General features: G+C 69.9%; 20 protein-coding genes. 11 read left to right on the top strand and 9 right to left on the bottom strand.

The genetic code is table 11. The annotated features are described in order from the left end of the window. Window positions 1–147: 147 nt before the first annotated feature. Complete coding sequence (coaA, locus tag F9C11_RS05975) at window positions 148–1,083, bottom strand: type I pantothenate kinase (RefSeq protein ID WP_409183905.1); 936 nt, start codon at window positions 1,081–1,083, stop codon at window positions 148–150. 134 nt (window positions 1,084–1,217) lie between these two features. Further along, entirely contained in the window at window positions 1,218–1,841 is a 624-nt protein-coding gene (locus F9C11_RS05970; RefSeq protein ID WP_409183904.1) for a macro domain-containing protein, read from the bottom strand. Between the two features lie 98 nt (window positions 1,842–1,939). Between F9C11_RS05970 and pheA the strand changes: the two genes are divergently transcribed. The 3 genes from pheA (at window position 1,940) to F9C11_RS05955 (ending at window position 4,276) form a co-directional block, all read left to right on the top strand. Next, window positions 1,940–2,845: a prephenate dehydratase gene (pheA, locus tag F9C11_RS05965; protein ID WP_409183903.1), complete on the top strand. Its 906-nt coding sequence runs from the start codon at window positions 1,940–1,942 to the stop codon at window positions 2,843–2,845. Then, window positions 2,842–3,459 carry a histidine phosphatase family protein gene (locus F9C11_RS05960; RefSeq protein ID WP_409183902.1) on the top strand — a complete coding sequence of 206 codons (618 nt, stop codon included), beginning with the start codon at window positions 2,842–2,844 and terminating at the stop codon, window positions 3,457–3,459. The genes pheA and F9C11_RS05960 overlap by 4 nt, the downstream gene beginning before the upstream one ends. A 151-nt stretch (window positions 3,460–3,610) precedes the next feature. Continuing rightward, window positions 3,611–4,276, top strand: coding sequence for a DUF4232 domain-containing protein (locus F9C11_RS05955; protein ID WP_409183901.1), 666 nt, complete (start codon window positions 3,611–3,613; stop codon window positions 4,274–4,276). Window positions 4,277–4,297: 21 nt separating this feature from the next. On the opposite strand, the gene F9C11_RS05950 is transcribed toward F9C11_RS05955, so the two are convergent. The 4 genes from F9C11_RS05950 to F9C11_RS05935 all read right to left on the bottom strand — a co-directional run bounded on the left by F9C11_RS05950 (window position 4,298) and on the right by F9C11_RS05935 (window position 7,559). After that, complete coding sequence (locus tag F9C11_RS05950) at window positions 4,298–4,756, bottom strand: hypothetical protein (protein WP_409183900.1); 459 nt, start codon at window positions 4,754–4,756, stop codon at window positions 4,298–4,300. Window positions 4,757–4,813: 57 nt separating this feature from the next. After that, the gene (locus F9C11_RS05945) at window positions 4,814–6,055 is read right to left on the bottom strand and encodes an MFS transporter (protein ID WP_409183899.1); all 1,242 of its coding nucleotides are present in this window, start codon (window positions 6,053–6,055) and stop codon (window positions 4,814–4,816) included. Window positions 6,056–6,209: 154 nt separating this feature from the next. After that, window positions 6,210–6,560: a metallopeptidase family protein gene (locus F9C11_RS05940; RefSeq protein WP_161269782.1), complete on the bottom strand. Its 351-nt coding sequence runs from the start codon at window positions 6,558–6,560 to the stop codon at window positions 6,210–6,212. A 3-nt stretch (window positions 6,561–6,563) separates the two neighbouring features. Further along, window positions 6,564–7,559 carry a septum formation family protein gene (locus F9C11_RS05935; RefSeq protein WP_409183898.1) on the bottom strand — a complete coding sequence of 332 codons (996 nt, stop codon included), beginning with the start codon at window positions 7,557–7,559 and terminating at the stop codon, window positions 6,564–6,566. Window positions 7,560–7,656: 97 nt separating this feature from the next. Here F9C11_RS05935 and F9C11_RS05930 point away from each other — a divergent pair, with 97 nt between their 5' ends. The 4 genes from F9C11_RS05930 to F9C11_RS05915 are packed head-to-tail and all read left to right on the top strand — an operon-like array spanning window position 7,657 to window position 10,895. Further along, window positions 7,657–8,268 carry a hypothetical protein gene (locus F9C11_RS05930; RefSeq protein ID WP_409183897.1) on the top strand — a complete coding sequence of 204 codons (612 nt, stop codon included), beginning with the start codon at window positions 7,657–7,659 and terminating at the stop codon, window positions 8,266–8,268. Next, entirely contained in the window at window positions 8,269–9,435 is a 1,167-nt protein-coding gene (locus F9C11_RS05925) for a glutathionylspermidine synthase family protein (RefSeq protein ID WP_009085817.1), read from the top strand. A 55-nt stretch (window positions 9,436–9,490) separates the two neighbouring features. Then, on the top strand, window positions 9,491–9,943 hold the full coding sequence (locus F9C11_RS05920) for a DUF350 domain-containing protein (protein ID WP_409183896.1): 453 nt from the start codon (window positions 9,491–9,493) through the stop codon (window positions 9,941–9,943). A 37-nt stretch (window positions 9,944–9,980) separates the two neighbouring features. Further along, a complete protein-coding gene (locus F9C11_RS05915) occupies window positions 9,981–10,895 on the top strand; it encodes a haloalkane dehalogenase (RefSeq protein WP_409183895.1) in 915 nt (304 codons plus the stop codon). 51 nt (window positions 10,896–10,946) lie between these two features. On the opposite strand, the gene F9C11_RS05910 is transcribed toward F9C11_RS05915, so the two are convergent. Beyond that, complete coding sequence (locus F9C11_RS05910) at window positions 10,947–12,227, bottom strand: aspartate aminotransferase family protein (RefSeq protein ID WP_409183894.1); 1,281 nt, start codon at window positions 12,225–12,227, stop codon at window positions 10,947–10,949. Between the two features lie 152 nt (window positions 12,228–12,379). Here F9C11_RS05910 and serS point away from each other — a divergent pair, with 152 nt between their 5' ends. From serS to F9C11_RS05895, 3 genes are all read left to right on the top strand, one after another. Then, window positions 12,380–13,648, top strand: coding sequence for a serine--tRNA ligase (gene serS / locus F9C11_RS05905; RefSeq protein WP_409183893.1), 1,269 nt, complete (start codon window positions 12,380–12,382; stop codon window positions 13,646–13,648). A 26-nt stretch (window positions 13,649–13,674) separates the two neighbouring features. After that, complete coding sequence (locus tag F9C11_RS05900; RefSeq protein WP_409183892.1) at window positions 13,675–14,148, top strand: hypothetical protein; 474 nt, start codon at window positions 13,675–13,677, stop codon at window positions 14,146–14,148. A gap of 77 nt (window positions 14,149–14,225) precedes the next feature. Continuing rightward, entirely contained in the window at window positions 14,226–15,227 is a 1,002-nt protein-coding gene (locus tag F9C11_RS05895) for a DUF3558 family protein (protein WP_409183891.1), read from the top strand. An 18-nt stretch (window positions 15,228–15,245) separates the two neighbouring features. Here the strand turns inward: F9C11_RS05895 and lhgO are convergent, their stop codons facing one another. After that, window positions 15,246–16,430 (bottom strand): L-2-hydroxyglutarate oxidase, encoded by a 1,185-nt coding sequence (lhgO, locus tag F9C11_RS05890; RefSeq protein ID WP_409183890.1) that lies wholly within the window; start codon window positions 16,428–16,430, stop codon window positions 15,246–15,248. A gap of 61 nt (window positions 16,431–16,491) precedes the next feature. Next, window positions 16,492–19,578, bottom strand: a complete 3,087-nt coding sequence (locus tag F9C11_RS05885; protein WP_409183889.1) for a BTAD domain-containing putative transcriptional regulator — start codon at window positions 19,576–19,578, stop codon at window positions 16,492–16,494. Window positions 19,579–19,692: 114 nt separating this feature from the next. On the opposite strand from F9C11_RS05885, the gene F9C11_RS05880 reads away from it, so the two are divergent. Further along, window positions 19,693–20,841, top strand: coding sequence for a DegT/DnrJ/EryC1/StrS family aminotransferase (locus F9C11_RS05880; RefSeq protein ID WP_409183888.1), 1,149 nt, complete (start codon window positions 19,693–19,695; stop codon window positions 20,839–20,841). The last annotated feature ends 26 nt before the right edge of the window (window positions 20,842–20,867 follow it).

The following is a 20,867-nucleotide window of genomic DNA, read 5'->3' as shown; positions in this document are numbered from 1 at the left end:
GTCAAGTGCGACATCCTGCTGTGTTTCAGGGTCGCTTGCGGACCGGCCCGCTGGTATCGGCCAAGTGGTTACGAAGACTCTGGCCGATCGGTCAGCAACTCCGGGGCCAGGTGCGGAACGAGACTGCTGAGGTGCGTGTGGGTGAATTCAGAGTTTCCGCAGCCGAACGCGGTTGATCGCGTGGTCGGCGTCCTTGCGGAGCACGAGAGTCGCGCGTGGACGGGTCGGCTTGATGTTCTCCATCAGGTTCGGCTCGTTGATGGTGTGCCAGAGATGCCGGGCCTCTTCGCGGGCCTCGTCGTCGGGCAGGCCGGCGAAGTGGTGGAAGTGCGAGGCCGGGTCGGCGAAGGCGGTGTGCCGCAGCTTCAGGAATCGTTCGACGTACCAGTGTTCGATGTCGTCGATGTGCGCGTCGACGTAAATCGAGAAGTCGAACAGATCCGAGACGGTCAGGCTCGGGCCGGGCTGCAGGACGTTCAATCCCTCGATGATGAGGATGTCCGGCCGTTCCACGACCTGTTCCTGGTCCGGGAGGATGTCGTAGGCCAGGTGCGAGTACACCGGCGCGGCCACCCGCTCGGCCCCGGACTTCACCTCGGTGACGAACCGCAGCAGCGCGCGCCGGTCGTAGCTTTCCGGAAAACCCTTGCGGTGCATGATTCCGCGCCGCGTCAGCTCCGCGCGGGAGTAGAGGAACCCGTCGGTCGTCACGAGGTCGACCCGCGGGTGGTCGGGCCAGCGGGCCAGCAGAGTGCGCAGGATTCGGGCGGTGGTCGATTTTCCGACCGCGACACTGCCCGCGATGCCGATCACGAACGGAGCCTTGGTGTTGCGACAGTCCTCGCCGAGAAATGTCGTGGTGGCCTCGTACAGTTGCTGCCGGGCCTTCACCTGGAGATTGATCAACCGCGAAAGCGGCAGGTACACGTCGGCGACCTCGGCGAGATCGATTTGCTCCCCGAGCCCGCGGAGCCGGACCAGCTCGTCCGCGGTCAGCGGCAGCGGAGTGGAGCTGCGCAGCTCCCGCCACTGTTCCCGATGCAGCTCTACATAAGGGCTGAGTTCACGGACCCGTGTGGGCATCGCACACTCCTCGGCCGTCGCCTGCGCTGGCTCCGTCTGCGCTACTTCCGTAACGCCGTATCAACGGTAGGGCTTACCGCGCGTGAACGCGCTGTGATGTGATGCACGCACCCCTGACCGGGGCAGGTATTCGATCACCGAAGGTGACCGTTGGCTCCGAAAACTTCCTGCCACGCGGCGGCGACCTGCCGCGCGCACGTGGCCGGTGCCACGCCGCCGACGCCGGTGCCGAGACCGGGCATCGCGATCGTCCGCACGGCCGAGGCGACCGAGCCGGAATCCAGCTGTCCGCGCTGCCATTGCAGGAACACCGCGCGCGCCGCGAGATACGGGTGGACGGTGTCGGCGGGCAGCCGCTCGCCGGGTTCGCGCATGGTCGGCGCGCTGATCAGCCACGCCGGTTCGGATTCGCCGGTCGGGACGATCACCGACTCGCCGATCGGCAGCTCACCGCCGTACGAAGCCAGTACCGCGCTGCGCACGCTCTGCTCGATGCCGGGAAACGCCCGCGCGTAAACCGCGTCGATCCCGCCGCGCATCCAGCCGTAGGAGTTGGTCGGGCTGACCACCGCCTGCGCGGCGATGTCGAGCACCGAACCGCGGTGCACCCGGACGGAGCCGCCGAAGTCCGCCACGGCGGAGGTCCACGCCGCGGCGAGCGGTTCATCGACGGCGCACAGCACCAATTCCGGCGTTCGGGGAGAACCCGGCGTACCGGCTTCCCCGTGCCCGGCGTGTGTGCCTGAGTCGGCGGTCACCGGTCCAGCATGGCAAAAAACGCCACCCGGCGTAACCGGTTTAGCCACCGGCTGTCCGAGTGAAAAGCGCCACGCACGCGGTCGCTAGCCTGAGGCTCGTGTTGCGGATCGCGTATTTCGGCCCTCAGGGCACGTTCACCGAGCAGGCCGCCCGCGCGCTCGCGCCGGGCGAGGACCTGACCCCCTACGAGACCGTCCGGCTGGCGCTGCAAGCCGTCCGCGACGGAGCCGCGGACGCCGCGTGCGTGCCCATCGAAAACTCCGTCGAGGGCGTCGTGCCCGCGACGCTCGACGGGCTCAGCGACGGGGATCCGCTCGTCGCCACGGCCGAGACGATCCTGCCGATCCACTTCAGCGTGCTCAACCGGCCCGGCAGCGGCGAAATCCGCACCGTCGCGAGCCATCCGCACGCGCTCGCCCAGGTGCGCGAGTGGCTGGAGGCGAACCTGCCGGACGCCACCCCGGTCGCCTCGTCGTCCACCGCGGCGGCGGCGGTCGGCGTGGTCGAGGGTGATTTCGACGCCGCGGTCTGCGCGCCGGTCGCGATCGAGCACTACCCGCTGGAAGAGCTGGCGACCGGCGTCGCCGACGTCCGCGACGCGCAGACCCGGTTCCTGATGGTGCGCCGTCCCGGCGAACTGCCCGCGCCCACCGGAGCCGACCGCACGTCCATCGTCGCGGCCGCGGTCAACCGCACCGGAACGCTGTCCGACCTGCTGGTGGAGCTGGCCGGCCGCGGGATCAACCTGACCCGGATCGACGCCCGGCCGACCCGCAACAACTTCGGCGAGTACCGGTTCTTCATCGACTTCGAGGGGCACATCGCCGAACCCCGGATCATCGACGCGATGACCGCCCTGCGCCGCCGCTCGCACCTGCGTTTCCTCGGTTCGCATCCGCGGGCGGACGAGGTCGCGGCCACCATCGAGGAGGGCGCGGGGAACCAGGATTTCCTCGACGCGCAGGCGTGGGTCGACGCCGTTTTGAAGGGAGAAGGCGCGTGAGGCTGCTGCTGGTCCGGCACGGGCAAACCGAAGGCAACGTCCGCCGCGCGCTGGACACCGCGCTGCCCGGCCCGCCGCTCACCGAACTCGGCCGCGAGCAGGCCGCGGCGCTCGCCGAGGAGCTGAAGGCCGAGCCGATCGTGGCGGTCTACGCGTCGGAAGCGGTGCGTGCGCAGCAGACCGCGGCTCCGCTGGCCGAGGCGTTCGGGTTCGACGTGCAGGTGATCGAGGGCGTCAAGGAGGTCGACGCAGGCGATCTCGAGGGCAACACCGACCTGGACTCGATCGGCACCTACCTGCGCGTGGTGAAGGCGTGGACGGAAGGAGACCTGGACGTCCCGATCCCCGGCGGCGAGACCGGCAGGCAGGTGCGCGACCGGATGCTCGGCGCGGCCGCCGAGCTGCGGGCCAAGCACGAGGAGACCTCGCCGGACGGGGCGGTCGTGCTGGTCAGCCACGGCGGCGCGATCCGGCTCGCCGGGGAATGGCTGGCCTCGAACGTGCCCGCCGAACTGGCGAACGAGGCGTTGATCCCGAACACGAAGTTCGTCGAGCTGGAAGCGACGGAGAGCGGCTGGGAGTGCCTGCGCTGGGTCGACACGCGCCTTTCGTGAGCGGTTGATCACTCGTGCGGGGAAACGCCGCGTGAACCCGGGTCCGGTGGGGAACTCACCGGATGCGGAGCAACCCCGTCCGGACCTGGCACGTCCTCCGGATGAAGGTTTCACCCAGTTAGGCGTTCACCAGCACAGCGAGGCGAGTGAGATGGCAAACACGAAGAAACCGTGGATTTCCCTGGTCTTCCTGTCCGCAGTGGGCGCGTCGGGGGCGCTGCTGCTTTCCGCCTGCGGTCAGGGCGCACCCGCCGCGAGCGGCCCGGCGAGTTCGGACACCCCGTCGAGCAGCCCGATGTCGTCGGCGTCGTCCGCGGCATCGTCCGCTCCTTCTTCCGCGTCGTCCGCGCCGAGCGGCGGCGCGGCGCCGGCCGAGAAACCGCCCGCCGACAACGGTCTCTGCAAGGCCGGCGACGTGTCCCTGTCGCTGGGCGGCGGCGACGCCGGCGCGGGTTCGCAGTACCGGTCGCTGCTGATCAAGAACACGAGCGGCAAACCGTGCACCATCCAGGGCTTCCCCGGCGTGTCGTACGTCGGCGGCGAGAACGGGGCGCAGATCGGCCCGGCCGCCGAGCGCGACGGTGCCAAGGGCGCTCCGGTGAAGCTGGCTCCCGGCCAGACCGCCGCCGCCGACCTGCAGTTCGCGCAGGTGCGCAACTTCGACCCGAGCGTCTGCAAGCCGACGCCAGTCAAGGGCCTGCGCGTGTACCTGCCGCAGGAGACCGCGTCGAAGTTCGTGCCGCTCGACGGCACCGGCTGCGCGGGCACGAACATCCCGGGCAAGCAGCTCGGCGTGAAGACCGTGCACAAGGCCTGACCGGACGCTCCGCGCGTGGGGTCAGCCCCGCGCGCAGAGCTGCTCCGCCTGTACGACGGCGGCCTGCCCGTCGCGGTTGTCGAAGCGGCTGCTGAGCACCATCTTGTTCACCGCGTCGAGGGCTTTGGCCAGCGGCTGGTAGTTGCCGTCGAAGGTCGCCGCCGCCTTGGCCAGCTCCATCGCGCCGGTGACGCGGTGCACCGCGTCGTCGGACATGCGGGTGAACTGGGCCGCGTCGGTGCCGCCGGTGGTGTCCGGGATGCGCCCGGCGCGGGCGAACGCGGTGCAGGCGGCCGCGGCGTCGACATTCGCTCCGGCTCGCTGGCCGGACAGGCCCCAGAGCAGCCCGAGCACGCAGCCGCCGAGCACGAACCCGGCGACGGCGGCCAGGACGAGCGGACGGCGAGCGGCGGGCGGAGGTGACTCAAGCTCGGTGTCGCGGTCGTCGTCGGGCAGCGGCGGAGTGTGGAGCGCGGTCATCACGTACCTCCGGGCGGCCGGGGTGAGGTGCCATTCCAGCACCAAAACCGCGCCGGATCACTGCTGCGAGCGGACTCCGTCCCCGGTCGAGGCCGTTTTGTCATCGAGCGGGTGCCCGCGCAGCGCGAACAGTGCATAGCCGGTCACGAACAGCAGCAGCAGGCCGGACGCGGCGAAGGTGTCGCCCGCCGAACCGAGCAGCTTCGTGAGCCATCCGCCGAGCAGCGCGCCGAGCGGGATCGCACCCCAGACGACAGTGCGCCAGACCCCGAGCACGCGGCCGAGCAGTTCGCCCGGCACGAGCGTGTGGCGCGCGGTCGCGAGCACGACGTTCACCGCCACCACCGCCGCCGCGAACACGCCGAACAGCACCGCGGACACCACCGGCTGGCGGATCAGGCCCATGCCGCCGAACCCGAGCGCGCAGAACAACACCCCGCCGACCAGGACCGCCCGGCGTCCGATGCGCCGGACCAGCCGCGGCGTCAACCCGGCCCCGAGCAGGCCGCCAGCCCCGCCGACAAACGCGAACGCGCCGAAGGTGGCATCGGACAAACGCAGGTCTTCCAGCGCGTACAGCACCAGCTGCGCCTGGGCCAGCTCGCTGATCAGGCTGAGCAGACCGGCGATCGCGAGCAGCCGCAGCAGCAGCGAATGCTTCCGCAGCCAGCGGAAGCCGTCCGCGAAATCCGCCCGGACGTGCGAGGTGGTTTCCTGCCGCGGCCGATAGCTGCCCGCCATGCCCAGCAGCACCGCGGCGCCGACCGCGAATCCGACCGACGAGAGCAGGAACGGGAAAACCGCGAACATCGCGAAGGTGGCGCTGCCGACCGGGCCGCCCAGGAACGTCTGGCCGACGATCTCGCACGCCTGCAGCTTGCTGTTGGCGTTCTCCAGCCGGTCCGCCTCGACCAGCGCGGGCGGCAGCACGTTCGCCGCGCTCTCCGCGACCGTTTCCGCGATCCCCACCAGCAGCGACGCGACGTAGATCGTCCAGATCTGCACCGAACCGAACGCGAGCAGCGCGGTGACCGCGGCGACCACCAGCGCGCGCATCGCGTTCGCAGCGACCATCGCCTTCTTGCGGTCGATCCGGTCGACCAGCGTGCCGGCCGGGATGGCGAACAGCAGCCACGGCAGGAACTGCACCGCCGACAGCGCGGCGATCTCCACCGGATCGCGCGTCAGCGTGGCGGCCAGCAGCGGGAAAGCGACCTTCGCGATGCCGTCGGCGAGATTCGACGTGCCGCTCGACGCGAGCAGCCAGCGCAGCCGGCTGTCCGTCTGACGATGCGCCACGAACCACCTCACGAGAAAAAGGAAACGCCCTGGTGAGGCCAGTCTAGGGAGAGTGGCGGCGGTCCGTGACGCTTTGGTGACCTTCGGTGGTTTCCGCGGTCGCGGGACGGTGGTGATCAAGGAAGAGCACCGGTCCGCCGCGATTCCGCCGAAATCAGCCCCAGCCGAGTTCGTGCAGCCGCTCGTCGTCGATGCCGAAGTGGTGGCCGAGTTCGTGCATGACGGTGATGAGCACTTCCTCGACGACGTCGTCCTCGGTGTCGCAGATGTCGAGGATCGGCTCGCGGTAGATCGAGATCCGGTCCGGCAGCGCCCCGCTGTAGTGGCTGGTGCGCTCGGTGAGCGCGATGCCGTGGTAGAGCCCGAGGATGTCCGGCGCTTCCTCGTTGAAGTCCTCGACCAGCACCACGACGTTGTCCATCGCCGCGGCGAACTCCGCGGGCACCTGGTCGAGCGCGTCGGAGACGAGTTCCTCGAACCGCGCCTGGCTCATCTCGACGGGCACTGTTCAGTTGCCCCCGCTGGAGCTGGAACTGGAGCTGGACTTGGGCGGCGGGCTCTGCTGCTGGCTCGACGCCCCGGCCGATCCGCTCTTCACGCTGCCGGTGACCGCCTGGAATCCGCTGCCGTCCTGCAGCGTGGCCGCGACCTTGCAGTTGACCTTGGTGGACCCGGCGTCCCAGCTCTCCTGCTCGCGCGAGTCCCAGCCCAGGGTGAGCTTCTTCGCCGAGAGATCGGCGCCGCCGGTGTAGTCCTTGGCGGCCTTGTTGCACTCGGTGTCGAGCCAGGACTTCTGGTCGTCCAGCTTCGGGTAGCCGTCCTTGAAGTGCGAGGCGAGGTCGAGCGTCGCGATGATCTCGTACGAATGCGGCTTGCCGCAGTCGATCGGGTCGCCGACCCCCTTGCCGACCAGCGCGAGGCAGGTGCCCGGGGCCCACACCATCGACTGGTCCTGGGTCTTCGCCGCGCCGGTGGTGGACTGCAGGGTGCCGCCCGGACCGGCGAACTGCAGTCCGCAGCGCAGCTGGCGGTCACCCTGCGCCCACTGCGCCGAGGTCGGCCGCAGCAGGTTGGTGGTGAGCTTGCCGTACGGGTCGAGCGGGTGGCCGAGGTACGGCCGCACGTCGGCGTTGCACTGCTGCTGCGCGATGTCCTGCCACTGGTCGAGGCTCGGGAACGGAGCCTGCTGCGGGTACTTCGCGCCGATGTCGACCACGGTGGTCACCTCGAACAGGTGCGGCTGCTCGCACGGCACCTGGTGCGCGTCCGAGGCGTCCTTGGCGTTCCAGGTCAGGCAGGTGCCCGGCGGCGAGTGAAACGCCTGCTGGGCGGCCTCGCTGAGCTTGCCCTCGCCGCCGCCCGCGCCTCCGGCGAGCGTGTCGGTCCAGGAGAAGGCGACGCTCAAGGCCAGCGCGATGACCGCACCGAGGAACACCCCGGCCATCACCACGCGGGTGGTCAGGGTCTGCATACGCGAAGGGAACCGCTCCGAGCGTTGAGACATCGATACCCATGATGCCCGCGCCGCATGAACCGCGCGTGTGCCGGGTCGATTAGGGTGGAACGCGGGGTTTGCAGTGCTGGGGGATTACGGAGCGCACATGACGCAAGACGACAACAGCGGCGTGCAGCCGCCCGAGGAGCCGAAGAAGCCGGGCTCGATGCGTTTCCAGGACGCGAACACGCAGCCGCGGCAGCCCTCGGTGGCCGAACAGCGGGCCCGCAAGCAGGCTCTCGCCGACCAGGAACGTGAACGGCAAGCGGCCGTCGCGGCACGGGAGGCGGCGGACGCGAAGGCGGCCACCAAACGCAAGATCCTGATCGGCAGCGGCGTCACCGTCGGTCTGGTCGGGCTGATCGCGACGTTCTACACGATCGCCAAGCCCAAGGAAGTCACTGCGGTCTGTACTGACGCCAACGGCGTCATCCAAGACGACAAGTACTGCGACGAGAGCTACGCCGTCGCCAACCACGGCCACTACAGCGGCGGCTTCTGGTTCATCCCGATTCCGGGCGGCGGATACACCCAGTACCGCTACAACTACGGCGGCACCGGCGGCATCGGCCAGCACGTCTCCGGCGGCAGCTTCACCGCGCCGTCGGGCAACACCAACGTTTCGACCAAGTCGGGAACCAGCATTCAGCGCGGCGGCTTCGGCATCAGCGGCAAGAGCGGGACCTCCGGCGGGACCGGCAAGAGCGGAGGCTCGTAGATGTATCGGGACCGGCGGGAACCACGCCGCGACTGGCAGCGGATCGTCGAGGAACAGGGCCTGGTCTACGGCACCCCGGCGCGCGACGGCACCGGCAAACCCCGGCCGTACTGGGACGAATCGGTGCACTACGTCTTCGACATGGACGAGGTGCTCTCGCTCGAGGCGGACGTCGAACTGCTGCATTCGATGTGCCTGGAGGCCGTCGACAACGTCGTGACCACCGAGCAGTACCACCGCTTCGGCATCCCGGAGTGGGTGTGGCCGCACATCGCGGAGTCGTGGAAACGCCAGGACCCGCACGTCTACGGCCGCTTCGACCTGCGCTACGACGGCAAATCCCCGGCCAAGCTGCTGGAGTACAACGCGGACACGCCGACCACGCTGCTGGAGGCGTCGCTGCTGCAGTGGCACTGGAAGACCGACGTCTTCCCGGAAGACGACCAGTGGAACTCCATCCACGAGAAGCTGGTCGAGCGCTGGGAGGAGATCGGCGGCAAGCTGCCGTCGAACGAACTGCACTTCACCTGGTCCGCGGCCGATCCGAGCGGCGAGGACCACGTGACCACGGCGTACCTGCAGGAGACCGCGGCCGAGGCCGGGCTCGACACGGTCGGCCTCGCGATCGAGGAGATCGGCTGGGACCCGGTGCTCAAGCGGTTCGTCGACCTCGCCGAGGCGCAGATGTCCACGGTGGTGAAGCTGTACCCGTGGGAATGGGTGGTCGACGAGGAGTTCGGCAAGTTCGCGGTGGAGACCATGCCGCGCACGCTGTGGGTCGAACCGCTGTGGAAGATGCTGCTGTCGAACAAGACGCTGCTCGCCGTGCTCTGGGAGAACTACCCCGGGCACCCGAACCTGCTGCCCGCGTTCGCCGACGACCCCGGTCTGCTCACCGAGTACGTGCGCAAGCCGAAGCTCGGCCGCGAGGGCGCGAACGTGCAGATCGTGGCCACCGGGTACGAGACGCAGACCGACGGCGTCTACGGCGCGGAAGGCTACGTCTACCAGGCGTTCGATCCGCTGCCGGAGTTCGACGGGTACCGTCCGGCGCTCGGTGCGTGGATCGTCGGGGACTCCTCGGCGGGGCTGGGGATCCGCGAGACCAGCGGACTTGTCACCGACGACGGCGCGGCGTTTGTGCCGCACCGGATCCCGGAGTCGTGATACAACCCTGGATGTCCGATTCCACCGGTGCGAATTGGCCATCCAGGGAGACTCCGTGACCACGACGCTCGCACTGCCCGCAACGTTCGGTTCCGACCTCGTGCGCGGCATCGGCGCGATCCTGCTGTACGGCATCGTCGGCCTGCTGCTGATGTTCGCCGGGTTCTACGCGATCGACTTCACCACGCCGGGCAAGCTGTCGAAGCTGGTCACCCGCGGCCTGCCGAACGCGGTGATCGTGACCGCGTCCGGACTGCTGTCGATGGCGTTCATCGTGGTCGTGGCGATCTACAGCTCCGCGAGCGACCTGACCGCCGGCCTGATCACGTCGCTGGTCTACGGCCTGCTCGGGGTCATCGTGCAGGTGCTGGCGGTGCGGCTGCTGGAGTGGGCGACCCGGATCGACGTCGGGTCCACGATCCAGAGCGAGAAGTTCGCGCCGGCGAGCATCGTCGTCGCGGCGGCGCACCTCGGGCTCGGGCTGGTCGTCGCGGTGGCGATTTCGTAGCTTTCGCGCACTGCCGCGCGGTCCCGTTCCCACTAACGTGGGAACCGTGCGACTCCTCAGGACGCCGGAAGACCGGTTCGCGGACCTGCCCGATTTCGCCTTCGAACCTTCCTACACCGACCTGTCCGACCCGGACGGCGGGCTGATCAGAGTCGGCTACGTCGAGGCCGGGCCGGCGGACGGGCCGCCCGTTCTGCTGCTCCACGGCGAGCCGAGCTGGTCGTTCCTCTACCGGAAGATGCTTCCGGTGCTCGCCGACGCCGGGCTGCGGGCGATCGCGCCGGACCTGGTCGGGTTCGGCCGGTCGGACAAGCCGGCGGAAATCGTCGACCACAGTTACGCGCGGCATGTCGAGTGGATGCGCCGGTTCTCGTTCGACGTCCTCGGCCTCGAAGAGGTCACCCTGGTCGGGCAGGACTGGGGCGGGCTGATCGGGCTGCGGCTGGTGGCGGAGAACCCGGGGCGGTTCGCCGGGGTGGTCGCGGCCAATACCGGGCTGCCGACGGGCGATGTCGATATGCCGCCGGTGTGGCACAAGTTCCGCGAAGCCGTGGAGGGCGCGCAGATTCTGGATGTCGGGCGGTGTGTGCAGTCCGGGTGCAAGACCGCGCTGCCGGAGGATGTCCGGGCGGCTTATGACGCGCCGTTTCCCAATGAGATGTACAAGGCTGGGCCGCGGGCTATGCCGGGGCTGGTGCCGACGCGGCCGGATGATCCCGCGTCCGAGGCTAATCGCGCGGCTTGGGCGGCGTTGACGGAAATGGATGTGCCGTTCTTGTGCGCGTTTTCGGACGGGGATCCGATTACCGGGGCCATGGGGCCGATTCTGCAGCGGTCGATGCGCGGGGCTTCTGGACTGGACCATCCGACTGTGGGTGGGGCCGGGCACTTTTTGCAGGAGGACGCGGGCGAGGTGCTTGCGGAGCACGTGGCGCGGTTTGTGCGGCGGTGAAGTCGTGAGTGCCTATCCCGGTTAGAACCGGCATAGGCACTCACGAGCCGGTCAGGACAAAGCCGCCAACGAGTCGAGCAGAATCTCCAGCCCCTCGCTCGCCTCGGCTTCCGTGAGCGTCATCGGCGGCCCGATCCGCAGGACGTTTTTGTGCAGGCCGCCCTTTCCGATCAGCAGGCCGCGCTTTTTCGTTTCTTCCAGCATTTGTTTCGCGGCTGCGGTATTCGGCGTCGTGGTGCCGGGTTCGACCAGTTCTACGCCGATCATCAGGCCCTTGCCGCGCACTTCTCCGACGAAGGGGTTGTTGGCCGCGCGCAGGCCTCGCATGAGCTGGTCGCCGCGGGCTTTGCAGTTTGCTTGCAGGTCGTGGTCGTCGATGTAGTCCAGGACGGCCAGTGCGCCTTGCATGGATACCGGATTGCCGCCGAACGTGGAGAACGACTCTGCCCGGAAGCAGTCCATCACGTCGCCTCGCGCGACCACGCCGCCTACTGCCAGGCCGTTCCCCAGGCCCTTGGCGAAGGTCATCAGGTCCGGCACCACGTCGTGGGCCTGGATGCCCCAGTAATGGTCGCCGGTGCGGCCCCAGCCGGTCTGGACCTCGTCGGAGACGAACAGGATGCCGTGGTCGTCCAGGACTTCCTTCATCGCCTTGAACAGGCCGTCCGGCGGGGAGCTGAAGCCGCCGACGCCCTGGATCGGCTCGGCGATCAGGCAGGCCACGTCGCCCGCGGTGGCGGTTTCCAGCAGTTCGACCAGGTCGGCGACGCAGGCGTCGATGTAAGCCGCGTCGGGCAGGTCGCGGAAGGGGCTGCGGTAGCGGTAGCCGCCGTGGACGTAGTTGACCTTGAGCGGGCTCAGCGACGACGCGGACCAGCCGCGGTTGCCGGTGATCGCGACCGTGCCGAACGAGCGGCCGTGGTAGGAGTTCCGCATCGCCAGCACCTGGTTGCTGCGGCGGTACTGGGTGGCGAGCATCAGCGCGGTGTCGTTGGCCTCGCTGCCGGAGTTCGTGAAGAACACCTTCGCGTCCGGGATCCCGGAGCGTTCCGCGATCCGTTCGGCCAGCTCGACCTGCGAGCGGATCAGGTACAGCGTCGAGGTGTGCAGCACGCCGGTGTCCAGCTGCTTGCGGACCGCGTCGCTGATCGCGGGGACGTCGTAACCCATGGCGTTGGTGAGCACGCCGGCGAAGAAGTCGAGGTAGGTGCGGCCGTTGGCGTCGGTGAGGCGGCGATCCTGCGCGTGCACGATTTCGATCGGCTCGTCGTACAGCAGGGACATCCAGGACGGGAGCACCGCGCGGTGGCGCGCGAGCAGGTCGTCGGTCATGTGAGTTCCCTCCGCTCCGGGTTCTAGCGAGTATGGGGAGCGCGGGAAACGGGCGACAACGATCAGACTGTCGGGTTGTCTTCGGGGCGCCGCACAGTGTGTACGGGAAACCGCGTCGAAGTCGTGGCTGGCCTGCGACTACCCTTCTGTCCGTGATTGACCCCAGGACTCTGCGCGAAGACCCGGAAGCCGTGCGCGCGTCGCAGCGTGCCCGTGGCGAGGACGAGGGAGTGGTCGACAAGCTGCTCGACCTCGACCAGCGCCGCCGCTCTGCGATCGCGACCGCCGACAAGCTGCGGGCCGAGCAGAAGTCCGTGTCCAAGCAGGTGCCGAAGGCCTCCGCGGAGGAGAAGCCCGCCCTGCTCGCCCGCGCCAAGGAGCTGTCGGCGCAGGTCAAGGCCGCCGAGGTCGAGCAGAACGAGGCGTCGGAGGAGTTCGACCAGCTGTTCCGGATCCTGCCGAACCTGGTGCACCCGGACGCGCCGATCGGCGGCGAGGACGACTTCGCGGTGCTGAAGACCGTCGGCGAGGTGCCGTCGTTCGACTTCACCCCGCGCGACCACCTCGACCTGATGGAGGGCCTCGGCGCGCTCGACATGGAGCGCGGCGCGAAGGTGTCGGGCTCGCGGTTCTACTTCCTCTCCGGCGTCGGCGCGCAGCTGCAGCTCGCGCTGCTGAACATGGCCGTGGCGCGCGCGACGGCCAACGGCTTCACGCCGATGATCACGCCGTCGCTGGTGCGTCCGGAGATCATGGCCGGCACCGGGTTCCTCGGCGCGCACTCGTCGGAGGTGTACCGGCTGCGCGACGACGACCTGTACCTCGTCGGCACGTCGGAGGTCCCGCTCGCGGGCTTCCACTCGGACGAGATCCTCGACCTCTCCGCCGGTCCGCGCCGCTACGCCGGCTGGTCGTCGTGCTACCGCCGCGAGGCCGGGTCGTACGGCAAGGACACCCGCGGCATCATCCGGGTGCACCAGTTCGACAAGGTCGAGATGTTCGTCTTCGCCAAGCCGGAGGACGCGGAGGCCGAGCACGAGCGGCTGCTGGGCTGGGAAGAGGACATGCTCGCCGCGATCGAGGTCCCGTACCGGGTCATCGACACCGCGACCGGCGACCTCGGCACGTCCGCCTACCGCAAGTACGACTGCGAGGCGTGGGTCCCGACGCAGGAGACCTACCGCGAGCTGACCTCGACGTCCAACTGCACCACGTTCCAGGCCCGCCGCTTGTCGGTGCGCTACCGCGACGACAACGGCAAACCGCAGACGGCCGCCACGCTGAACGGCACCCTCGCGACCACGCGCTGGATCGTCGCGATCGTGGAGAACCACCAGCAGCCCGACGGTTCGGTCCGGGTGCCGGTGGCGCTGCGCCCGTTCCTCGGCGGGCTCGAGGTGCTGGAACCGGTCAAGCGCTGAACTTCGCGAAGGCGAGACAACCTCAGATGGAATCCGACAGAGCCCTGATCCCCGCTCTGCGCAAGGCCGGTGCGCTGGCCACAGTGGACTATGCGCTGGCTTTCGCCGTGCTCGCGGTCGCGGGCTGGCTGCTTTTCACCGCGGAAAAGGGGACGCACGCGTCGTTCCGGTTCGGGCTGATCTCGATCGGCGGCGCGGCGTTCTGCCTCGTCGTCAACGGGGTCATGCTGGTCAGGGGGCGGGATCGGCGGCCGATGTTCCGGTCCGCGGACAAGCAGTTTCTCGCGACGCTCCGCCAAGGAGCCCTGCGGATCTGGCTGTTCGGACTGCTGCTCGCGGTGCTCGGCTCCGGCGTCATTCTGCTGGTGCCGAACTCGCATCCGTTCCGGCCGCGGGTGAGCGGAACCACGATGGCCATCGCGATCGCCGCCGCCGCGGCGGCCGTGGTGGCAGCCGGGGTTTCCGCGCTCGTCCTGCGCCGCGCGGTGCCGAAACCGTAACTGCCGGGTCGATCCTTCCTGTTCCGCGAGTGCGGAACCGCACTGGTCAGTAGGGTGCGGAGCGGAGGAGGCAGCTGATGAGGTTCAAACAAGCGGCGGTCGCCCTGGCGGCGGCCGCGACGCTGCTCGCCGGGTGCACGCAGCAGGTGAGCGGCGTGGCTTCGCCGGTGCCGGGACAGGGGCCGGTCACGCCGGTCGTCGACCCGTGCGCGTTGCTTGACGCGAAGCAGCTCGCCGGGCTCGGCTACAAACCGCAGGGCAGGTCGGTGAAGGCCAGCAAGGCGCAGCGCGCGCCGGCGATGTGCCTGTGGACCGCGACGGACACCGAGCACACGGTGGTCATGTCCGTTGGCTGGTCGGTGGACCTGAGCCTCGACGACTACCTCCAGGGTGCGCTCAAGAAGGCCGACCCGGTGCAGCTCGGCGGGTTTCCGTGGACGCGGTACGCCGGGTTCCTGGGCGGCAGCTGCGACCTGTACACGACGCTCGGACCCAAGTCGTTCGCCTTCGTGAGCGTGTCCTATCCGGACGACGCGCAGGCGTGCGAGCGGACGAAGAAGGTCATCCCGCAGGTCGCCGCGCATCTGCCGGGCGGGCAGCCCGCGCCGCCGATCACGCCGAGCACCCCGCCGGAGGGCACCGCGCCGAGCGGGCCGCTCGCGTCGGTCAACCCGTGTCAGCTGCTGAAGCCGGAGCAGGCGCAGCAGCTGAAAATGGTGCCGAACGGCGAACTGGACAGCTCCAAGGTCATCTCGCCGAACGTGACCTACTGCCTGTGGAAGGACACCGACGGCGACGGCGGGCAGAAGCCGTTCGAGGTCTGGGTCGGACCGGACGTGCCGCTGAAACGCTGGCCCGGCATGGAGGTCGCGCCGACCGAGCAGATCGACGTGAACGGCCGGAAATGGTCGCTGTTCCCGAACTTCAACGATTCCGGCGGCGTGATCTGCGCGGCCGGGCTCCCGGTTTCGGACACCGCCTCGATCCAGATCGTCAGCGGGCAGCTGGCCGACAAGAACAAGGCGTGCGACGCGATCAAGGCCGGAATTCCGATGGTGTCGGGGAATCTTCCGTCCTGAACTGTCTGCAGTGGACGATCAGTCGGTGACCCGGTCGGCGATGTACTTGGCGATCTCGAGCGCGCTCGTCGCCGCCGGGCTCGGCGCGTTGAGCACGTGCACCTGGTCCTTCGCGGACTCGATGAGGAAGTCGTCCACCAAAGAACCGTCCGGGCGCAACGCCTGCGCCCGCACGCCGGAACCGTGGCGCACGATGTCGTCCTCGGTGACCGCGGGCACGAGCTGCGCGAGGCTGGCGGCGAACCGCTTCTTCGAGAACGACCGCAGCACCTCTTCGAGGCCGGTCGGGTACGCGTACTTGCGCGCCAGCTTCCAGGCGCCGGGGAAGCGGGCGACGTCGGCGAGGTCCTTCACCGACACGTCCGCCCAGCGGTAGCCCTCGCGGCGCAGCGCGAGCACGGCGTTCGGGCCCGCGTGGACGCTGCCGTCCAGCATCCGGGTCAGGTGCACGCCGAGGAAGGGCAGCGTCGGGTCCGGCACCGGGTAGATCAGGCCGCGCACGAGGTGCCGGCGCTCCGGCTTCAGTTCGTAGTACTCGCCGCGGAACGGCACGATGCGCGCGCTCGGCTTGAGCCCGGCCAGTTCGGCGACGCGGTCCGCGTGCAGCCCGGCGCAGTTGACCAGCGCGTCCGCGTGCAGCACCTCGGAGCCGGTGGCCACCTCGACGCCGCCGCCGCGAGCCGGGCGGATGCCGAGCGCGGGCGTGTTCAGCCGCAGGTCCGCGTCCGCCTCGTCGAGCAGCCGCACGAGCGCCGCGCACACCGCGGGGAAGTCGATGATCCCGGTCGACTCGACGCGCAGCGCGGCGACGCAGGATACTTCCGGCTCGTACTCGCGGGCCTCCGCGGGGGTGATCCGCTTGGCCGGAACGCCGTTGGCCTCGGCCCGCTCGGCGAGCGTGTTCAGCGCGGGGATCTCCTCCTCGCGGGTGGCCACGACCAGCTTGCCGCAGACCTCGACCGGCACCCCGTACTGCCGGGCGAAATCCACAATGGACCGGTTGCCGCCGACCGACATCCGCGCCTTGAACGAGCCCGGCTTGTAATAGAGCCCGGCGTGCACGACGTTGGAGTTGTGCCCGGTCTGGTGCGCCGCCCAGCGAGCTTCCTTTTCGAGCACCGTCACGTCCTGGCCGCGCTGGGACAACTCCCAAGCGACCGACAGCCCGACGATTCCCCCACCGATCACAACTACGTTCCGCACGGCAGGGAAGGCTACGCGCTCTCCCGCGGCGCTGCGTACCCCCCGACGGCGTGGTACCCGTTCACTGGACCGGGGACAATCCGGCCAACTCGAGGCGCTGCCGCGGTTCTAGCTGCTTACCGGCGGTGTAAGCGGCGGCGAATCCGTCCGGTCCGAGTGCCTTTTCCGCGGCCGCGGTGACCTGCGCGACATCGTGCTGGCCGGGCACGGCGGTTCCGCGCACCGCGGCCGCCGCACCGAGCAGGGCGGCGGCGTCGGCGAACCGGCCTTCCTCGGCGAAGACCCCGGCGACGCCCTCGAACGCGGTGGCCAGTGACCCGTGGTCATGCCAGCGGTACGCGGTTTCGACCCCGAGCCGCATCCGGCGCCGGGCGTCGTCGGACCGGTGCTCGGCCACGTCGATCCAGCCGAGCGCGATCGACGCGGCCGCCCGCACGATGGCGGCCGAGAACGAGTCCGCCGCGCATTCGGCGAGCGCCTGTTCGGCGAGCGTCCGCGCGGTGGCCAGGTCGCCGGAGCGGCGGGCGAGACCGGACAAGCCGACGTGACCGCTGGCCCGCGTCTCCGGCATCCCGGTGCGGTGGGCCAATTCGACGGTCCGCTCGTAGTCCGCCTTCGCGCCGTCGAGATCGCCGCGCAACGCTCGGCTGTCGCCTCGGCGGCACAGCAGGTCCGCGTAGTCGTCGGTCGCGCCGAGCGTCTGCATGAGGGCCAGGGATTCGGTCATCGCGGCGAGTGCTTCCTCGTGGCGGCCGCGCAAAACCAGTAGTTGCGACAGGTGGTCGAGCGCCATCGAGAGACCCCAGCGTTCGCCGAGGGCTCGGTAGCGGGCTTCTCCTTCGCGCAGGCCACGTTCGGCTTCGTCGAGTTCCCCGGCGAGCATCGAGCGCAGCCCGTCGCCCATCGGCACGAGCGCGGTGAGCCACGGGTCGGGGTGGTTTTCGAGTCCGGACAGCCGGAGCCGCGCGGTGTCGTCTTCCGGCGGTCCGAGCACGACACCGGACAACATGAGCAGCATCGGATGCCGCGGCGTCCAGGAACTGTCCACTAAGTACTGCTCTACATAGGACCGATAGTTCGCCGTCTCGGCCGCTTCGGGAGCACCGGCGATCGCGGTCAGCAGGCACATCAGGAATTGCTCGCGGTGCTCTTCCGGCGGCTCCGCTTGGCAGTTGCGCACGATTTCCATCGACAGCGCCGCGCCTTCATAACGTCGTCCGCGCAGCCACCAATACATCGACAGCGCGGTGGCGATCCGCAAGGCAGTAGCCGGATCCGCCGCGGCCGACCACCGGAGCGCGGCCACGATGTTGTCGTACTCAGCGTCGATTTTCCGCAACCAGTCCAGCTGTTCCGCCGTGCGCAGCTTCGGGTCGGCTTCCTCGGCGAGTTGCCGGAAGGCTTGCGCATGGGCATGCCGGAAGCGCTCAGTCTCGCCGGCGGCGGCGAGCTTTTCGGCGCAGAACGCGCGAATCGTCTCCAGCATTCGGTAACGCCCGCCCGACGGTTCCACGAGCGATTTGTCGGCGAGTTCGGGCAGCAAGTCGACCGGGGCGGCGCACACCTGCTCGGCGTACCCGAGGGTCGCGCCGCCGGTGAAGACGGTCAGCCGACGGGCGAGACGGCGTTCGTCGGCATCGAGGAGATCCCAGCTCCACTCCACGACGCCGCGGAGCGACCGGTGCCGTTCGTCCGCCGTGCGGCTGCCGCGAGCGAGCAGGTGGAAGCGGTCGCCGAGCCGCGCGGCGATGTCGGCGACCGGCAGCGTGCGCACGCGGGCCGCGGCCAGTTCCAGGGCGAGCGGCAGGCCGTCGAGGGCGGTGCAGATCCGCACGACGTCGGCCGCCGTTTCGTCGGTCAGCCGGAACGCCGGGTCGCTCGCCCGGGCGCGGTCGAGGAACAGGCGGACCGCGGGGTAGCTCTCGACGGCCTCCGCGTCCGGCGGCGGAACGGCCAGGCGGGGGACCGGCGCGAGGTGTTCGCCGGTGATGCCAAGCGGTTCCCGGCTCGTCGCCAGCACGCGTAACCCGGGACAGGCGGGCAGCAGCTGTGCGACCAACCGGGCGGCCGCGGCGATGACGTGTTCGCAGTTGTCCAGCACCAGCAACGTCGCCTGGTCCCGCAACGCCGAGACCAGCCGGTCGACCGGGTCCTGGCGTCCGCGGGCCCCCTCGCGCAGGCCGAGCGCGGTGAGGACGGCCTGCGGAACGTCGTCGGCGACGTGCGGGGCCAGTTCCACGAAGACGCACGGCCCCGCATCGGCCGCGGCTTCGATGGCCAGCCGGGTTTTTCCCGTCCCGCCCGGTCCGAGCAGCGTGACGAGCCGGGCCTGCCGCAGGAGGTCCGCGACCTGCCGCAGTTCGCTGTCGCGGCCGACGAAGCTGGTGAGCTGCGCGGGCAACGGCGCCGCGGCGTTCGCCGACTCGCCGCGCAAAGCGGCCAGGTGCGCCTCCGTCAGGTCTGGACCAGGGTCCGCGCCGAGTTCCTCGGCGAGCGTGCGGCGCGCGTCCTCGAACGCGGCCAGCGCCTCGGCGGTGCGGCCAGCCGCGTGCAGCGCCCGCACCAGCTGGGCCCGCGACCGCTCGCGCAGCGGGTGCTCGGCGACGGCGGTGCGCAGCTCGTCGAGGACGTCGGCGGCGCGGCCCAGCGAGATCTCCGCGTCGACCCGGTCGGCGGCCGCCTCGGCCCGCAGTTCAGCCAGTCGGGTGGCCTGGACCTCCACCGCCGGTACCGCGGGGATATCGGCGAACGCGGGTCCGCGCCACAGCGCCAGCGCCTCGCCGAGCAGGTCGCTGGCCCGCGTCGGATCTCCCTCGGCCAGTTCGCGGCGGCCCGCGCCGGCCAGCCGCTCGAAGCGATGCGCGTCCACTTCGTCCGGTTCGATCCGGAGGCGGTACCCCGCCGAGGTGAGTTCGATGGGCAGTTTCAGCGCCCCGCGCAGCCGCGAGACCTGCGATTGGAGTGCGTTGGCCGCGCCTTCCGGCGGGTCCTCGCCGTAGAGCCCGTCGATGAGCCGTTCGGCGGACACGAACCGTCCGGCGTCCGCCGCGAGCAACGCCAGCAGCGTCCGGCCTCGCGTCCCGCCCACGGCGACCGTCCCGCCCGCGCCGTCCCACGCGACGACGGCCCCCAGCACCCCGATCCGCATGCGGTGAGCCTATGCCCCGAACGGGTGCTTACCCGTGGGTTCTGTCCCCGAAACAGCCGGCAAGCGCGACTTCTATACACTTCGGCGCGACCCCGCGCAATGCGGGACACCCCGATGCACAGGAGATCTACAGTGGGCGAACCCGTCCTGCTCGGGAAGCCGACCGTCGGCGACGAGGAGCTCGCAGCCGTCGCCGAAGTGTTCCGTTCTGGCTGGCTGGCCGGCGCGGGCCCGGCGTGCCGTCGCTTCGAGGAGCGGTTCGCACAGGCCACCGGCACCGCGCACGCTCTGACCACCAGCAACTGCGGCTCCGCCCTGTTCCTTGGCCTGAAGGTGCTCGGCGTCCAGCCCGGCGACGAGGTGATCGTCGGCGACTACACCTTCCCGGCGACAGGCCACTCCGTGCTGCAGGCCGGCGCGAAGCCGGTCTTCGCCGACATCCGCCCGGACATCTTCAGCGCCGACCCGGCGTCGATCGAAGCGCTCATCACGCCGCGCACGGTCGGCATCCTGGCCGTCGACGTCGCGGGCCAGCCCGGCGACTTCGACGAGTACCGCGCGATCGCCGACAAGCACGGCCTGTGGCTGTTCGAGGACGCCGCCTGCTCCGCGGGCGCGACCTACCGCAACCGCCCGGCGGGCAGCCTCGCCGACCTGGCCGCGTTCTCCTTCCACGGCCGCAAGGGCATCACCGCGGGCGAGGGCGGCGCGCTGGTCTCGAACCGCGAGGACCTGATCGCGCACGCGCGCAAGATCCACACCTACGGCATCGAGCCCGCGTTCACCCGCGAGGGCGCGCAGGAACTGCCGATCCCGACGTTCCACGAGCTCGGCTGGAACTTCCGGCTGTCGGACATCCAGGCCGCGATCATGGGCGTGCAGCTCGACCGGCTGCCCGACCTGCTCGCCGCCCGCCGCTCGGTGGCCAAGCGCTACCACGAGGCGTTCGAGGACGTCGAGGCGCTGACCGTTCCGGTCGAGGCCCCGGACCGCGAGCACCCGTGGCAGGCATACTTGATGACGGTGGCCCCGGAGATCAGCCGCGACGCGCTGGCTCTGCGGATCCGCGAGCAGGGCGTGCAGTGCAACTTCGGCACCTACGCCTCCCACCTGCAGCCGGTGTACGGGCAGCAGCAGCCGCTGCCCGTCTCCGCCGACGCGTTCCGCCGCCAGCTGGCGATCCCGATGCACGCGGAACTCACCGACAGCGAAGTCGAGCGCGTGGTCACCACCGTGCGCGAAGCCGTGTCCGCTCTTTCCTGACCCCGCCGACCCTCCTGAGGAGAACC

This window comes from Amycolatopsis sp. VS8301801F10 (assembly GCF_046195355.1).
Lineage (GTDB): Bacteria > Actinomycetota > Actinomycetes > Mycobacteriales > Pseudonocardiaceae > Amycolatopsis.
The sequence above is the reverse complement of the archived record's forward strand: the minus strand, read 5'-3'. Positions and strand labels throughout refer to the sequence as shown.

Bases quoted from the DNA above. Each gene is read 5' to 3' on its own strand.
- F9C11_RS05900 (WP_409183892.1), top strand. From the start codon at position 13,675: ATGGAATCCGACAGAGCCCTGATCCCCGCTCTGCGCAAGGCCGGTGCG.
- F9C11_RS05955 (WP_409183901.1), top strand. From the start codon at position 3,611: ATGGCAAACACGAAGAAACCGTGGATTTCCCTGGTCTTCCTGTCCGCA.
- F9C11_RS05895 (WP_409183891.1), top strand. From the start codon at position 14,226: ATGAGGTTCAAACAAGCGGCGGTCGCCCTGGCGGCGGCCGCGACGCTG.
- F9C11_RS05880 (WP_409183888.1), top strand. From the start codon at position 19,693: ATGCACAGGAGATCTACAGTGGGCGAACCCGTCCTGCTCGGGAAGCCG.
- F9C11_RS05930 (WP_409183897.1), top strand. From the start codon at position 7,657: ATGACGCAAGACGACAACAGCGGCGTGCAGCCGCCCGAGGAGCCGAAG.
- coaA (WP_409183905.1), bottom strand. From the start codon at position 1,083: ATGCCCACACGGGTCCGTGAACTCAGCCCTTATGTAGAGCTGCATCGG.
- F9C11_RS05925 (WP_009085817.1), top strand. From the start codon at position 8,269: ATGTATCGGGACCGGCGGGAACCACGCCGCGACTGGCAGCGGATCGTC.
- F9C11_RS05950 (WP_409183900.1), bottom strand. From the start codon at position 4,756: ATGACCGCGCTCCACACTCCGCCGCTGCCCGACGACGACCGCGACACC.
- F9C11_RS05935 (WP_409183898.1), bottom strand. From the start codon at position 7,559: ATGTCTCAACGCTCGGAGCGGTTCCCTTCGCGTATGCAGACCCTGACC.
- F9C11_RS05910 (WP_409183894.1), bottom strand. From the start codon at position 12,227: ATGACCGACGACCTGCTCGCGCGCCACCGCGCGGTGCTCCCGTCCTGG.
- F9C11_RS05885 (WP_409183889.1), bottom strand. From the start codon at position 19,578: ATGCGGATCGGGGTGCTGGGGGCCGTCGTCGCGTGGGACGGCGCGGGC.